Origin of the sequence: Chryseobacterium soli (genome assembly GCF_000737705.1) — a bacterium.
GTDB classification, from domain to species: domain Bacteria; phylum Bacteroidota; class Bacteroidia; order Flavobacteriales; family Weeksellaceae; genus Chryseobacterium; species Chryseobacterium soli.
Window position 1 is genome coordinate 196,585 of record NZ_JPRH01000004.1, and the last position, 16,021, is coordinate 212,605.

Sequence of the window (16,021 nt, forward strand, 5' to 3'; positions counted from 1 at the left end):
CGAAGTTGTAACATTGTATCGCTTCATTACTTTATCAAAAAATAAATTGACATGAAGCGATACAATCTGTTAATTTAAAGAGAGATAGGTAAATTATTTAATCGTGGACTTTACACTTCCACAAGAAAGCATAGAACTTCCGTAGTAAGGATTTACGATCTTTTCTTCATTGCTCAGCCAGCTTGCATCTGCCATTGGGCAATACTGTACGAATATAGGTTTCTCTGAAAGTTTGAATTCTTTAGCCAACGCGATCATATTGTCAGAAAGGTTGGAAAATGTTTCTCTTTGAGCATCAATACTTCTGGCGTCAGAAATAACGGTGGCATCTTTTCTTAATGTATTTAAGTTTCCTTCTGTCAATACTTTTAAATCGATGGCTGAAGCCGTTTTAATAAATTCTGTGGCAGCTTTTGATGTTTTGTCTGCATCATCTGAAGCCAACGCTGATTTAATCGTAAGATAATTTTGATATAATTTTGAAACCTGAGCATCAGATTTGGACTGAGCAGCAATGGAAATCATTGAAAATAAAGAGAATACTGCTGTAATGATATATTTTTTCATTGTTTTAAATTTTAGAATTAATAAAGAATAATTTGAAGCCGCAAGAGCGCGACAGGTCCTGTCGTCATTAATGACATCACTATCAGACGACTGACGAATTCTAAATTCTAAAATTACAATGATTCAGATAGATGGGAACCGGCCTGTATTCAAGTGGTGCATTGATTTGTATCTGTGTAGATTTTTTAGCAGAAAAAGACCGGTCTGCAAAGAAAAAATGATGATTGGGAACCTCTGGAAGCTGTGGTAAAAAATCTATGGTCAGCAGATCCGTCTTTTGGGAGTTATCTACTTTTACCACTTTAATTTCTGTCTTACAACAGTCTTTTTTAGTTTTAACCCCGCATTTACTGCAAAGATCATCCACTTTCTGGCTTACAGAAGCCACTTCTTTCATACAGTAATGAATACTAAAAGCTGCCCCGGAAGAAAATCCGAAGTAGAAAATAGAGAATAGTATGGCAAGAATCTTTTTCATTGGCTTATACAAAGGTAAAAATATCTTTGAGACCCTTGTTATAAAATTCTGTATTCTTGTTATAGAATTCAGGAATAAAAAAACTCCTGAACGTATTCAGGAGTCTTGTGTTGTTGTAAACATTGTATTTATTATAATTTAAATTCTAATTTTACATTGAAGAAACGCCCGGTAAGGTTAACCGGAACCGGGATCATTGTATTTGAATTATAATTGGTAATCCACTGGTTTGAAACTCTGTTCGTTATATTAAATGCATTGAAAACCTGTACTCCTAATGTAAGCTCTTCAAAATTACCCCAGAATCCGTATCTGTTTTTCTTATCTTTTGAGTCAATAAATACTTTTGAAAGTCCGATATCTACTCTTTTATAAGCCGGCAATGTGGCCTGATACTGATAAGGATCTGTGAAAACAGCCGCTCCATTAGGAAGTCCCATTGCATAAACTAATGTAAGGTTTACACGCATAGAAGGAAATTGCGGCATATAATCCTGATAAAATGCAGAAAATCTGAACCTTTGGTCGGTAGGTCTTGGAATATTTCCTCTCCCATCAATATTTTCAAACGTCCTTGCATAACTCGCAGACAACCAGGAATCTACTCCTGGAACAAATTCACCAAACAATCTGGTATCAATACCATAAGCATATCCTGTAGCATTATTCTGACCTGAATAACGAATCCTTACATTATCCATATAATACGGGATAAGGTCGTCCATTTTCTTGTAATACAATTCTGTTGTTAGCTTAAATGGCCTGTCGTACATCTGGAATTCATAGTCATTCGCAAGAATTAACTGGATCGAACGCTGAGACTTGATATTGGAATTAAAATTACCATCCAGGTCCTTGATTTCTTTGTAGAAAGGTGCCTGATAGTAAATCCCGCCCGAGACTTTGAAGAGCATGTCGCTTTCCCAGTCCGGTTTTATCGCAAACTGAACTCTTGGTGAGAATATGGTTTCTTTATTAAAACTCCAGTTTGACACTCTCGCTCCGGCATTTAAAAATACTTTACTGGCTCCCCAGTAAAATTTCTGAGAATACTGAGCATATGCTGATAATCTGGTAGGTTCAATGCTGTTTTTCCCCGCGATATGGTAAAAGAGATCAAGGTCTCCCGGTGTCCCGAATCTTGGATCATTTACTGGCAGCGGAAGGCTGTACCCTGCAGAATCTACCAATTTCCATTCATTGGTAAGGTCTTTCAGGTTTTCTTTTTCATATTTAAAACCTACTTCAATATCTGTATTGACATTGGGTGAAAAATGGGCTCTGAACTGTGTTCCATAGGTTCTTACGAACAAATCATTTCTGGCTTGTTCTATTTGCCCGCCACCATCGTATGTGGCAACCGGATTATTGGTTACTGGATCAAAAGTCTGAATTTCATAGCTTGATGCTATTGAATAATATTCTTTTTCTCTGTTCTGATAGGAAAAAGTATCCAATGTAAACCTCCATTTGTCGGATGGTTTATAATTCATTGAAAAAGTTCCCATCATATTCTTATACATATCATCTTCCCTACCTCCATAGCCTATATTTACGGTCATTGGCTGTAAAGTACTTCCAAAATTCACTGTTTTTTGTTTGGGAATCATCTCATAATCGTTCTTAGAATAGTATCCTATAAAAGAAAGAGAGAATTTATCGTTGATATGATAATTGATGTAGGATTGAAAATCCCAGTACGTCGGATTAAAATCTGTATCCTCATTCAGCGTATTCAGGACAAGATTGGTATTTCTGTATCGACCTGAAAATAATGCGGTTAATTTTTTATTTTTTGAGGCTAAACCGGCGGTTAATCTGCCTCCCACTAAACTCGCCTCGCCTGAAACTTCAAATTTTTCAGGTTCACGGTAGTAAATATTCAGGGCAGAAGACATTTTATCTCCATATTTAGCTTCAAATCCTCCTGCTGAAAAGTTAACCGAAGATACCATATCCGGGTTAATGATACTCATTCCCTCCTGCTGGGAATTCCTGATCAGGAAAGGTCTGTAAATTTCAATATCATTAATGTAGATAAGGTTTTCATCATAGTTTCCACCACGAACCATATATTGGGACGAAAGTTCGGTATTGGAATTTACGGAAGGAAGTGTCTTTAAAAGCCCTTCAATCCCGCCACCAATAGTCGCTACATTTTTAGCATCTTTCGCTGAAATCCTGACATTGGTAATGTCATTCGTTCTTCCGACTGCTTTTTTCTGGAAAACGACTTCCTCAATATCGGTTACTTTTGCTGCGGTATCTCTTTTTTTATTTTGAGAGAAAATAAGCATGGGAACCATAAGGCTCAACGGTAAAACTAGTTTTTTCAAAAGAAATATTTTAAGAATTTCTAAAAATAGGTATTTTTTAACAATTACAAAATCGATTCTCTGATTCTTGTTAATTTTTGTAACAAATCTTCCAATAAATCTAATCTTAACATGTTGGCGCCGTCTGATAAAGCTGTTTCAGGGGTTGGATGGGTTTCAATAAAGATTCCGTCTGCTCCTACTGCAATTCCTGCTTTGGCAATGGTTTCTATAAGATCCGGTCTTCCACCTGTAACGCCTGAACTCTGGTTAGGCTGTTGTAAAGAATGGGTAACATCCAAAATTACCGGAGCATATTCCCTCATGGTAGGAATTCCTCTGTAATCTACGATCAGATCTGTATATCCGAAAGAATTTCCTCTTTCAATAATCGCTACTTTCGGGTTATGGGAATCTGTAATTTTCTGTACGGCAAATTTCATGGATTCCGGAGAAAGAAACTGGCCTTTTTTCAGAGAAACACATTTTCCTGTTGCTGCTGCAGCAATCAAAAGATCGGTCTGACGTACCAAAAATGCAGGAATCTGTAAAACATCTACATATTGTGCCGCCAACGCCGCATGTTCGTTCTCGTGAATATCTGTGGTCGTAGGAATATTAAAAGTTTCTCCTACTTTTTTAAGAATTTCCAGTGATTTTTCTTCACCAATGGTGGTAAATGAATCTACCCTGCTTCTGTTGGCTTTTTTGAAACTTCCTTTGAAAATGTAAGGAATATTATATTTATTGGTAAGTTCAATCACTTTCTCGGCTATTCTAAGAGCCATATCTTCACCTTCAATAATACAAGGCCCTGCAATAAGAAAGAAATTTTTTGAATCTTTGTGGTGGATATTATCTAAATACTGAATCATTTTATTATAATTAAAAAGTTCAGTAAAAATACTTATAAAGTTTCAGAATCGGAAATTATTTGAGAGGAATACATGGTATGGATTAGATAGAAGATTTCACATGCGAGATATCAGACTTTAGATAAGCTTGTAATTTATATATTATCAAAAAAATAATACATGATCATGTGCAAAATCTGCAAGAAACATCATTACATATATATTGTTTCAGAAGCTTATGAGCCCATCTTCTTCAAAACTTTTTCAAAAGTATTGATATTTCGGCTGGTGAATTGGTCTTTTAAGTTTTTTCTGCCTAAAATCTTTCCAAAAGAAGAATCCAACGTATTTCCTTTCGAAACCTGCCAGTAAAAGATTCCATTAATAACCGCTGCTTTTTCATTTTCGGTTTTTGAAGCTTTTTCAAACTCATCCATGAGAGTATTTTCTACTCCGTCTGCTCCTACAAAAGCATAGGTATGAAAATCTTCATTTTTATCAAAAGGATTACCCAACCAGAAAGCTTCTGTTTCATCATGGGATTTTACAAATAAAAAAGCTTCGTAAGAAAAACGGTCTGACATTGCTTTTTCAAGGACCTTTTTTAAATCCGCAACATTTTGATCGGAAGAGAAAACAATATTACCTGAAGCCAGCACAGATCCAACATCCTGCATTCCAGCCTCTTTAAAAACCTGGCACACATCTGCCATTTTCATATTGGTTCCTTTTACATTGACGCCACGGAGAAAAGCACAGTATTTCATGGGTTGGTGTTTAGTGTTTGGTGTTTGGTGTTTGGTGTTTGGTGTTTGGTGTTTGGTGTTTGGTGAAAATACTAATCTTTAAATCTTTAAATTCTTAAATATTTCAATGTTTAATCTCTCACCCTCTCATACAGATTATAATCCGTTCCGGAAGGCTTCAGAATATAGATCTTTTCCAGAATCTTATTGTTGCTCTTCAAATGGTCTTTTACCCTGAATTCTTTTAGCAGTTTATAATGAATCTGGTAGTATTCTGCATCTTCCCCTTTAAATAAATTATTATAGGAAAGCAGATATTTCGGTTTTCTTTTTTCTACGGTATTGATCCAATAGTGTTTCTTATCCTTTATGGCTTCTTCCTGGATCTGTTTGTCTACAAGCCCTACTTCATCTATTGTTTTTAATCCTGAAAAATAAGGCACGTAGCCTGCCGGTTCAAGTAAAATCCACTGATTTTTATCTTTTTCATAGGTATTTAAAAAGAGTCCTATTGTTCTTCGATAATTCCACTCCCCGTTTCCTGTTGCAATGGAATGAATGGTCTGGAAAGCCAGCATCGGAAGGATATAAAAAACGGCAAGCGAAGAAATCCACCAGTTTCTTTTTTCTTTCTGCTCCAGTACAAAAATAAGAACCGGAACGAAAAGCAGAAGCTGCGGAACCCAGTAATACCAATCAAAAAGGCTTTTCTGAGAAAGAAAAATAATCTGTTTTGCCCATCCAAAGATAAAAATCATCCATAAGAAATAGTTTCTTTTGTCTCTTTGCCTGATCAGATAGATAAAACATACAATTTCGAAAATCAATACGACAATCGTAATGATATTAAAGTTCCCGGGAAGCTTCAGCATTCCCCAGAAATTTCCGAAACTTATGATGAAATAATTCAGGTTTTGCTGAAAGGTAAAAGAATGATCATATAGCAATTTTTTAGCAACAATGGTATTATTCACTAATTCTCCAAAATAGAACCAGTTGAACGCCACCGTCGTTAAAACACCCAGAACACCTCCTAAAACATAGTTCCATCTGATTTTTTTATTCCAAAAAAGATCCACTAAAAATACAATTCCGAGGAAGATTACCGTATCGATTCTTGTAAATAATATCAAAATAGGAAGGACGATAAAGGCCAATTTTTTCTGCTGATGGAAACCATAATAGAGCAAAGCCATTTCTAAAAAGAAAAGAATTCCATATTCCATTCCGAGAATAGAAATCTTAATGCCTGGAGGCAGAATTCCCAGTAAAAATATAAAAATAGCCTTATGCCATGGATTTTTTAATACCAAATTCGACAGGAATAGCGTTCCAATAGTAAAAAGAATAGAATTGAAGATTAAAAGAGGTTCAATGAAATGTTCTTTCCCAAAAATCAAATTGAAAAAATAAGAAACGAAGACATAAAAATGGGTGGTAGAGGCCGAAATTTTAGTATCTCCATTAAAGCCTATTACACCATAATCCAATAGATTTTGCGCTACCCGCCAGGTAATAAAAGCATCTTCCTGAATATAATGGGTTAATAAAAAAAGGAGCTTGAACAGTACCGTTATTACAACGGCATAGATAGGGAATCTGCTAATTCTGGTTTCGGACATTGTGCATTTTTAATTTCACAAATATAATCTTAAAATTTATGAATCCCAATACAAAAAAAGCGGAACCGAAGTTCCGCTTTTAGTCATTTATTATTGTGTGACTTTAATAATTGCTGTGGTGATCTGACTTTCTTTTTCTTTCGAATAAGTGGAATCAAAAGGTTCCATAATATCAAATAAATATTGGTAGAAAGGAGTGATCTTTTGAATGTTTTCAGATTCTTTTCTTGCTTTTTCTTTACCCATCTGCTGAAGATCTTTTATAAAAACATTAAACTTTTTATCGATCGGCTCAATGGATTTTACCAGATAATCGTAAGCTTTTTCCTTTTGCCCTATCTTATTGTAAGCATCTGTAACTGCTGAAACTACAAGTGAATATTCCATAGGTTTCGTTCTCATCTGTCTTCTCAGATAGCTTTGATCTGATGCGGAAAGACTCAGGTAGTAATCATACTCGTCAAAAATACCTTTTTTAAGAACTTCTGCCAGTTTCAATCCTTTTTGTTCCTGTCCGGCAACGATGTATCCGTACACCATAGAGCTTAATGAACGTGGATCATTGTATTTTTCCGCAGGAATTTCTTTAGCAGCAAGATCCAACAATTCAATCGCTTTCGCTTTCTGTCCGCTCATAGCAAGGGCTGCTGCAGCCCTGCTTGCAGAACTTCTATAGCTGATGATATTTGAAGTGGCTGTTTCATCGAAATGAGCATTCAGATCTTTAAAATTACCCCATCTGTAGTTTTTCACTACATTATAAAGAGAGTTCGGATCTACTCTTCCCATATCACCATCTGCACTTGGAGGGGTATGGATAGGCACCAATCTGTAGCTGAAACCGTCAAACTGAAGGTATTCATTCAAGTAGAAAATGTTTTCGCTGTCATACACTCCTCCTGAAGAGAAGTTAATCGGACGCTTCCAGTCGAAGTTTGCCAATAGATCCATCATGATCAGATTATTCTTATATAAGGTGTTTCCTTTATAATTAATCATAATTTGGTTCGCTACATTCGGAAGATCTGCCTGGTTGATAATTCCGGCCCGTAAGGCATTATCCTTATTCACTGGTAAAATGAATTTATTAACAGGAAGAATATTATATTTTTCAAATTTCTCTTCTCCAAAATACATTTTCAGAAGTTCATCTTTGGCAGGAGACTTATATTTAATGAAATTAATAGCCTCTTTCAACGACATTGAATCCTGAGTAAGGTATTTTTTGAATTCAGCAAATTCCGTTTCCGGAGCTCCCTGCTCTTTAAGCATAGAGAACACACCCTGCCAATCCTCTTTCTTCATCATATAGATCTGATCATTCACGCCATCTCTGTAATCTTCATGAGTCAGCTGGCTTGGAATTCCCTGTGCATTGTATGTTCTTCTTTTCACCTGATCCAAATTCCACGGAGTTGAAGCTAACGTAAAGTTAACTACCTTCACATCATCTCTGAATCTTTCTGTCTCCTGAATTGCCCAAACAGGGTACGTATCGTTATCTCCGTAAACGAACAGGATTCCGTCTTTCGGTAATGATTTTAACATTGAATATGCATAATCATACGCCGTATATCTATTGCTTCTATCATGTACATTATAGTTCTGGAAGCCCATCATAAAAGGGACTCCCAACAAAATTACTCCTGCAGCGATATTTGCCCCGTTTGATTTTATTTTAGATTGCAGGAACCACAGAATTGCTCCGGCTCCCATCCCGATCCATATTGCAAATGCATAGAATGAGCCAACCATTGCATAATCTCTTTCTCTTGGTTCAAAAGGTTTTACTCCAGTATAGAAGACAATCCCTACACTTGTTATAATGAATAAAGATAATATCGCATAGAATCTTCCAAAATCTCTGTTCAGCTGGAAGAAAAATCCTATTAATCCTAATAATAATGGTAAGAAAAAGAAGGCAACCGTACTTTCATTTTTGAATTTAGCCGGCATTTTTTCCTGATTCCCCCACAAAGCATCATCAATGAAAGAAATTCCGGAAATCCAGTTTCCTTTTGTGCTTTCCATATTTCCTTCAAGGTCATTCTGTCTTCCAACAAAATTCCACATCAGGTATCTTACAAAATAATATCCGTTCTGGAACGTAATGAAATAATCCATATTCTGAGCCAGTGAAGGCTTCTGAACATTGATCAGGTTATAAGGTTTTACCTTTAAATAATCTGCTGCGGTAATTGTTTTATCTTCATACTTACCTCTCAGCTCTTCAAAGATCTGCTTAGCCTGAGGATTATCAGCAACTTCTTCATTACCGTAGTTAAAGGTAAAATCCGGCGCCCCATACATAGAGATATAATTAGCCATTACATCTTTATCCTCATTAAACATCCTTGGCATTAAACTGATCTGAGACTTACTGAAAACATAATTGAAACGGTCTCCTGTTTTTCTGTAGGTTCCTGTTTTCTCATCTTTTTCGTAGATATCGCCACTTTTCTCAGTCTTGAAACTTCCGTCTTCATTTTTTTCAATTCCATTCGCATCAAGAAAAGCCGTATAGTTCTGTCCGTAAATAGTAGGCCAGTCTCCATACTGGGCTCTGTTATAATAGTCCAGCATACCAATAGCAGTATCAGGATCGTTAAGGTTCATTGGAGGATTGGCATTTGCTCTGATAGGAATTACCATCCAGCAAGAGAAACCGATCATCATGTATACTACAGATAATGCAGCAGTCTGATATAAATTCCTTTTTGCTCTTCTGGCATATTTAATCATGAAATAACAGATCGCTACCATTAAAATAAAGGCTACAATCGTTCCTGAATGGAAAGGAAGTCCAAGACCATTCACAAAGAATATTTCCAGTCTTCCGAACATTGTCATGATTAAAGGGAAAATAATTTTGAAAACAATAATCAAAATTCCCAGTGTAATAAGGTTTGCCCAAATAAAATTTTTCCAGGTAAACGTATAATTTCTTGCATAATATACTAAACAAACTGCAGGAATAGCAAGCATACACATCATATGTACCCCAACAGAAAGTCCTAAAATGAAGAAAATAAGAATAATCCATCTTTCATTATCCGGCGCCTGATATTCGTTTTCCCACTTCGTGATCAACCAGACCAACAATGCAATAAACATCGATGCCATTGAATATACCTCTCCTTCTACAGCAGAAAACCAGAATGTATCCGAGAATGTGAAGCATAAAGCGCCCACTGCACCGGCAAATAAGATCGAAATCTCCTGATGTATGGTAACTTCTTCAAAATCTTTGTTCAGAAGTCTTCTTACAAAATGAGTAATCGTCCAAAACAAAAATAAAATAGTAAGCGCGCTGAATAACGCAGACATCGCATTGATTACGATAGAATAATTTTCACCTTTCCCCAAAGCAAAAATGGCTGCCACGGCACCCACAATCTGGAATAAAGCCGCTCCGGGAGCGTGCGTTACCTCTAACTTTACTGCTGAAGAAATGTACTCGCCACAGTCCCAAAAACTGAAATTGGGTTCTATCGTCGACAAGTACGTGAAAAATGCAATGACGAAAATCACCCATCCTAAAGCGGTGTTCCATTGCCTAAAAGTCCAATTTTTCATAGTATTAAATCAATTATGCGAAAATAAGGCTTTTATACCATTTTAGGTTGATTTTAACAAAATTTAAAAAAAATGGCGTGGTATTTGAAACCATAGTACACCGAAGATTGCAAATAAGAAAATGATTTTTGTGTAATCAATGCTTACAAATCAAACAAAAGTTTAGAAATTATTTATTTTTTTGTATTTTTGCGGTCAGATTTTTATTGAAAAATAACAAATAATGAGTAATGTTTACGATAATATCCTTGGCCTAATAGGGAACACTCCTATGGTAAAGCTAAATACTGTTACAAAAGATATTCCTGCAACTGTTTATGCCAAGTTAGAATCATATAATCCTGGACATTCCACTAAAGATAGAATCGCACTTCATATTATAGAAAACGCCGAGAAAAAAGGTTTATTAAAAGAAGACTCAGTAGTTGTAGAAACTACATCCGGGAATACCGGATTTTCTATTGCAATGGTTTGCATCATTAAGGGATATAAATGTATTCTTGCAGTAAGTGATAAAACAAAACCTGAAAAAATCGCTTATCTGAAGGCGTTGGGAGCTGTTGTGTACATATGCCCGGCTAATGTACCCGCAGATGATCCAAGGTCTTACTATGAAGTTGCCAAAAGGATTGCTTCAGAAACACCCAATTCCGTGTACATCAATCAATACTTTAACGAGTTGAACATTGATGCGCACTATCAGTCTACCGGACCGGAAATTTGGGAGCAGACAAAAGGAAAGATAACCCATCTTTTTGCATGCACTGGAACAGGTGGAACGTTGTCAGGATCGGCAAAATTTTTAAAAGAAAAAAATCCCGATATCAAAATAATCGGAGTAGATGCCGACGGTTCTATTTTAAAGAGCTACCACGAAACGGGAGAAATTCATAAGGAAGATGTACATCCTTATCAGATTGAAGGTATGGGGAAAAATTTAATTCCTGCTGCCCTTCTTTTTGACAAGGTAGATGAATTTGTAAGGGTAAATGATGAGATGTCTGCTTACAGAACGCGTGAAATTGCTTTGAAAGAAGCCATTATGGGAGGTTACACCACAGGAGCCGTTACCCAGGCATTGATACAATATGCCAATTCTCACGAGTTTTCTAAAGATGATATCGTTGTCTTAATTTATCCGGATCACGGTTCAAGGTATATCACGAAAGTATACAGCGACAAATGGATGGCTGAACAAGGTTTTGTTAATAACTGCGTTCATAATTATGACGAAGTCTTCAAAACGGAATTCATCAAATAATAATAAATTAATTATACAAATCAAGCCTTTTTTGTAGATCACAAAAGGCTTTTTTACTTAAAAATCACTAATAAAATGTTAGATATTTTTGAAAGAATAAAACAAAATCCAGGACCTCTTGGTCAGTTTGCAGATTATGCTGAAGGATATTTTGTTTTTCCAAAACTGGAAGGTCCTATTGGCCCAAGAATGAAATTTCAGGGTAAGAATGTAATTTTCTGGAGTGCCAATGACTATTTAGGATTGTGTAACCATCCGGAAGTGCTGGAAGCTGATGCAAAAGCGGCTGCAGAATTCGGAATGTTTTATCCGATGGGCGCAAGAGCAATGTCCGGTGAAACACAACAACACCAGCAACTGGAAAAAGAATTAGCAGAATTCACTCAAAAAGAAGCTGCTTATTTATTAAACTTTGGATACCAAGGAATGGTTTCTACCATTGATGCTTTGGTAACCAGACATGATGTAATTGTATATGATGCTGATTCTCACGCTTGTATTGTAGACGGAGTTCGTCTTCATATGGGTAAAAGCTTTACATTCAAACACAATGATATTGAAAGTTTAGAGAAAAACTTAGCCAGAGCAACCAAAGTAGCAGAAGAAAATGGAGGTGGAATTTTGGTGATTACAGAAGGTGTTTTCGGAATGAGAGGAATGCAGGGGAAACTTAAAGAAATCTGTGATTTGAAATCAAAATTCAATTTCAGATTATTGGTGGATGATGCTCATGGATTCGGAACGTTAGGTAAAACCGGTGCAGGAGCAGGTGAAGAACAGGGATGCCAGGATCAGATTGATGTTTACTTCTCTACTTTTGCCAAATCTATGGCTGGTTTCGGAGCTTTTCTTTCAGGAGATGAAACCATCATCAGATTTTTAAAATACAACCTTCGTTCTCAGATTTTTGCTAAATCTTTAACAATGCCAATGGTAATCGGAGGTTTAAAAAGACTGGAACTGTTGAGAACACGCCCGGAAATTAAAGCTAAATTGTGGGAAAACGTGTACAAACTTCAAAACGGATTGAAAGAAAGAGGATACAACATTGGAAATACCAATACTTGTGTAACTCCTGTTTTTATTGAAGGAACAACGATTGAAGCTACACTTTTAGCGAAAGATTTAAGAGAGAATTACGGAGTTTTCACTTCTGTGGTAGTATATCCGGTAATTCCAAAAGGAATGATCTTATTAAGATTGATCCCGACGGCTTCACATACTGATTCAGAAATTAATGAAACACTGGCTGCTTTTGACGGCATCCGTGAAAAATTAACTTCCGGACATTACACAGAAATGGAAAAACAAATGAATATCGAGTACAAGCAAATGTAATACTTGATACCGTCATATCATAAAAAAACCACTGATGTATTTTCAGTGGTTTTTTATAAAATAAATAGTCAATGAAGTTCAAAGGGTATGCATTAGGTATTATATCTGCTATTTCGTATGGCCTGATTCCTATTTTTATTTTACCAATCAAACGGTCTCATTTCTCATTGGATGTCACTTTATTTTATCGTTTTTTATTTTCAGCATTGATGGTTGGGGGTTACCTTCTCTATTCTAAAGAAAGCTTTGCTTTACATAAAAAAGAAGCTTTAATATTGGCTTGCCTGGGAACTTGTTATGCACTTTCTTCCGAATTTTTATTTTTAGGATATGATTTTCTCAGTGCCGGAATTGCGTCAACAGTGTTGTTCATATACCCTATTATTGTCGCATTAATCATGTTTTTTGTGTATAAAGAAAAACTGACGTCACTCTCTGTTATTTCTTTGCTCTTTGCTTTTGCCGGAGTCATTGTGCTTTGCTTACAAGGTACCGGATTTCAAATCAACTTTAAAGGGCTGGGCATTGTCATGCTGAGTTCCCTTTTCTATGCATTGTACATGGTGATCGTCAATAAATCCAATATGAAGATTTCGGGATTTAAGCTGGCATTTTATTCCATGCTTACGACTTCGGTATTTTTTATGATCAAGGCATATTTCGGAAATAATTCATTTGTAATTCCTTCCGTACCTATTTTTTTCAATTTTGTTACTTTTGCATTTCTGACCACTCTTATTTCAAGTGTATGTTTAGTGTATGCCGTTCAATATATCGGCCCTACACCGGCTTCCATTTTAGGCGCATTAGAGCCTGTGGTTGCAGTGATGATAAGTGTACTGATATTCCATGAAGCGTTTACCAGTAATCTGTTTGCAGGAATTGTATTCATTCTTTTTGGAGTTACTCTGAATGTCATTTCTGACAGCAGAAAATTGAAAAAAAATTAAAACTGCTTATTTGTAAACTGCTTTATTATCTTTTATTATAATTTTATAAAAACTTCTCTTTTGAAAGACCTGCTTCTTATCACTCCCCCTTTTACTCAGCTTAATACTCCTTATCCGGCAACAGCTTACATAAAAGGTTTTCTGAATACCAAACATATTTCCAGCCATCAGATCGATCTGGGGATTGAAGTTATTTTGGAATTATTTTCAAAAAAGGGAATTCAAAAAATATTCAGCAAAGAAATTGATCTTCAGACGATTTCTGAAAATTCCCAGCGTATTTATGCATTGAGAGAGGAATATATAAAAACGATTGACCAGGTTATTCTTTTCCTGCAGACTAAAAATCCTACACTGGCCAGACAGATTTGCAGCATGAACTTTTTACCGGAAGCCTCCCGTTTCAATCAGCTTGATGATATGGAATATGCATTCGGAAATATGGGACTTCAGGATAAAGCAAAACATCTTGCTACCTTATATCTGGAAGATCTTTCTGATTATATCGTTGAAAATGTAGATTCTGATTTTGGATTCAGCAGATATGCGGAACGATTAGGGAAAAGTGCCAATTCTTTTGATGAATTATATCTAAAGCTGTTGGGAAACGAATCATTTATTGATGCAATTTCTTTACAAATCCTACAGGAAAACCTGGAAACCGTGCAGCCCAAACTGGTTTGTTTTTCAATTCCTTTTCCGGGAAATTTATATGCGGCTTTCCGATGTGCAAAATTTATTAAGGAGCATTATCCACACATAAAAATAGCAATGGGCGGCGGTTTTCCGAATACTGAGCTGAGGGAAGTAAAAGATATCAGAGTATTCGAGTTCTTTGATTTCATTACGCTAGATGACGGTGAGCTCCCGATAGAATTGCTTCATGAAAATATGGATCAACCTGAAAATGCTACCTACAAAAGAACTCTTCTCTTAGAAAACGGATTGATTACCTATAAAAATAATACGACAAGACACGACTATAAACAGGCTGATATCGGAACTCCCGATTATACAGATCTGCAGCTTGAAAATTATATTTCCGTCATAGAAATTGCCAATCCGATGCACAGTTTATGGAGCGACGGAAGATGGAATAAACTGACGATGGCCCACGGATGCTATTGGGGTAAATGTACTTTTTGCGATATTTCTTTAGATTATATTAAAATTTACGAACCTATTTCAGCAAAAATCCTTGTGGACAGGATGGAAGAACTGATTGCCACTACAGGAGAAACAGGATTCCATTTTGTAGATGAGGCAGCCCCGCCCGCTTTGATGAGAGAAGTTGCTTTGGAGATTTTGCGGAGAAATCTGGTGGTTACCTGGTGGACCAATATCCGCTTCGAAAAAAGTTTTACACGGGATTTATGCTTTTTATTAAAAATATCAGGTTGCGTAGCTGTTTCCGGAGGACTTGAAGTGGCGAGCGACAGACTGCTAAAACTGATCGAAAAAGGAGTGTCTGTGGAACAGGTAGCCCAGGTTACCAGAAACTTCACAGAAGCCGGTGTTATGGTGCATGCTTACCTTATGTACGGTTATCCTACACAGACGATTCAGGAAACGGTGGATTCTCTGGAGATGATCAGGCAGCTGTTCGAAATGGGTGTTTTACAGAGTGGATTCTGGCATCAGTTTGCCATGACCGCCCATTCACCTGTCGGATTGAAACCGGAAGAATTTGGGGTAGTTCCTATCAAACAGGAGATTTTATTTGCCAATAATGATATCGATTTTACGGATACCACCGGAATCGATCATAACAAGTTCAGTTTTGGATTGAAAAAATCTCTTTTCAATTATATGCATGGAATTAATTTTGAAATTCCCCTCCAGGATTGGTTTGATTTTAAAATTCCAAAAACGACTATTCATCCGGATTATATTCATGACTGTCTTTTGGAAGATGAAAATTTTACGTTTAAAGGGAATTCCAAAGTTATTTTCTTAAGTAAAAATGTAATCAGTGAAGAACGTGTAAAAGCAAAAAAAGGAAATTCATGGACGTATACCCATCTTACCTTTCATTTGAAAACCAATATCGTATCCATTGATCTGGAGCCGGAAAAAGCTGAATGGCTGATGAAAATCCTGCAGGAAAATTCAATAGAACATTCCAAAAAGATTACTCTTCAGCAGCTTAAAGTTCTATTTGAAGAACATTTTGAGGATTTCGAATTATTCTGGTTCTCAAAACCGATGCAGCAATTGAAGGAAAATGGTATTATTTTAAGTCTGTAATTTTTGAATGTATTGATAATAAAAAAATCCGGAAAATAAATTTCCGGATTTTTTATGCCTTTAAAAG

11 protein-coding genes are annotated in these 16,021 nt (G+C 36.1%); 4 read left to right on the top strand and 7 right to left on the bottom strand.

From position 1 onward, the window contains the following. Window positions 1-93 precede the first annotated feature (93 nt). From IW15_RS11215 to IW15_RS11245, 7 genes are all read right to left on the bottom strand, one after another. The gene (locus IW15_RS11215) at window positions 94-567 is read right to left on the bottom strand and encodes a DUF3347 domain-containing protein (protein ID WP_034711352.1); all 474 of its coding nucleotides are present in this window, start codon (window positions 565-567) and stop codon (window positions 94-96) included. A gap of 100 nt (window positions 568-667) precedes the next feature. Further along, on the bottom strand, window positions 668-1,045 hold the full coding sequence (locus IW15_RS11220) for an HYC_CC_PP family protein (protein ID WP_228384354.1): 378 nt from the start codon (window positions 1,043-1,045) through the stop codon (window positions 668-670). A 131-nt stretch (window positions 1,046-1,176) separates the two neighbouring features. Continuing rightward, a complete protein-coding gene (locus tag IW15_RS11225; protein WP_034711353.1) occupies window positions 1,177-3,381 on the bottom strand; it encodes a TonB-dependent receptor plug domain-containing protein in 2,205 nt (734 codons plus the stop codon). A 44-nt stretch (window positions 3,382-3,425) separates the two neighbouring features. Next, entirely contained in the window at window positions 3,426-4,235 is an 810-nt protein-coding gene (gene kdsA / locus IW15_RS11230) for a 3-deoxy-8-phosphooctulonate synthase (protein WP_034711354.1), read from the bottom strand. Window positions 4,236-4,450: 215 nt separating this feature from the next. Continuing rightward, complete coding sequence (locus tag IW15_RS11235; protein ID WP_034711355.1) at window positions 4,451-4,981, bottom strand: DUF1697 domain-containing protein; 531 nt, start codon at window positions 4,979-4,981, stop codon at window positions 4,451-4,453. A 110-nt stretch (window positions 4,982-5,091) separates the two neighbouring features. Continuing rightward, a complete protein-coding gene (locus IW15_RS11240) occupies window positions 5,092-6,582 on the bottom strand; it encodes a hypothetical protein (protein WP_034711356.1) in 1,491 nt (496 codons plus the stop codon). Window positions 6,583-6,672: 90 nt separating this feature from the next. Next, window positions 6,673-10,158 carry a glycosyltransferase family 117 protein gene (locus IW15_RS11245; protein ID WP_034711357.1) on the bottom strand — a complete coding sequence of 1,162 codons (3,486 nt, stop codon included), beginning with the start codon at window positions 10,156-10,158 and terminating at the stop codon, window positions 6,673-6,675. Between the two features lie 223 nt (window positions 10,159-10,381). Between IW15_RS11245 and IW15_RS11250 the strand changes: the two genes are divergently transcribed. The 4 genes from IW15_RS11250 (at window position 10,382) to IW15_RS11265 (ending at window position 15,954) form a co-directional block, all read left to right on the top strand. After that, the gene (locus IW15_RS11250; RefSeq protein WP_034711358.1) at window positions 10,382-11,419 is read left to right on the top strand and encodes a PLP-dependent cysteine synthase family protein; all 1,038 of its coding nucleotides are present in this window, start codon (window positions 10,382-10,384) and stop codon (window positions 11,417-11,419) included. Between the two features lie 75 nt (window positions 11,420-11,494). Then, window positions 11,495-12,757 (top strand): aminotransferase class I/II-fold pyridoxal phosphate-dependent enzyme, encoded by a 1,263-nt coding sequence (locus tag IW15_RS11255; protein ID WP_034711359.1) that lies wholly within the window; start codon window positions 11,495-11,497, stop codon window positions 12,755-12,757. A 71-nt stretch (window positions 12,758-12,828) separates the two neighbouring features. Then, window positions 12,829-13,707, top strand: a complete 879-nt coding sequence (locus IW15_RS11260; protein WP_034711360.1) for a DMT family transporter — start codon at window positions 12,829-12,831, stop codon at window positions 13,705-13,707. Between the two features lie 60 nt (window positions 13,708-13,767). After that, the gene (locus tag IW15_RS11265) at window positions 13,768-15,954 is read left to right on the top strand and encodes a B12-binding domain-containing radical SAM protein (protein WP_034711361.1); all 2,187 of its coding nucleotides are present in this window, start codon (window positions 13,768-13,770) and stop codon (window positions 15,952-15,954) included. The last annotated feature ends 67 nt before the right edge of the window (window positions 15,955-16,021 follow it).

Excerpts from the sequence above, each read along its gene's own strand:
- IW15_RS11240 (WP_034711356.1), bottom strand. The coding sequence starts at position 6,582 with ATGTCCGAAACCAGAATTAGCAGATTCCCTATCTATGCCGTTGTAATA.
- IW15_RS11235 (WP_034711355.1), bottom strand. The coding sequence starts at position 4,981 with ATGAAATACTGTGCTTTTCTCCGTGGCGTCAATGTAAAAGGAACCAAT.
- IW15_RS11255 (WP_034711359.1), top strand. The coding sequence starts at position 11,495 with ATGTTAGATATTTTTGAAAGAATAAAACAAAATCCAGGACCTCTTGGT.
- IW15_RS11245 (WP_034711357.1), bottom strand. The coding sequence starts at position 10,158 with ATGAAAAATTGGACTTTTAGGCAATGGAACACCGCTTTAGGATGGGTG.
- kdsA (WP_034711354.1), bottom strand. The coding sequence starts at position 4,235 with ATGATTCAGTATTTAGATAATATCCACCACAAAGATTCAAAAAATTTC.
- IW15_RS11260 (WP_034711360.1), top strand. The coding sequence starts at position 12,829 with ATGAAGTTCAAAGGGTATGCATTAGGTATTATATCTGCTATTTCGTAT.
- IW15_RS11220 (WP_228384354.1), bottom strand. The coding sequence starts at position 1,045 with ATGAAAAAGATTCTTGCCATACTATTCTCTATTTTCTACTTCGGATTT.
- IW15_RS11250 (WP_034711358.1), top strand. The coding sequence starts at position 10,382 with ATGAGTAATGTTTACGATAATATCCTTGGCCTAATAGGGAACACTCCT.
- IW15_RS11215 (WP_034711352.1), bottom strand. The coding sequence starts at position 567 with ATGAAAAAATATATCATTACAGCAGTATTCTCTTTATTTTCAATGATT.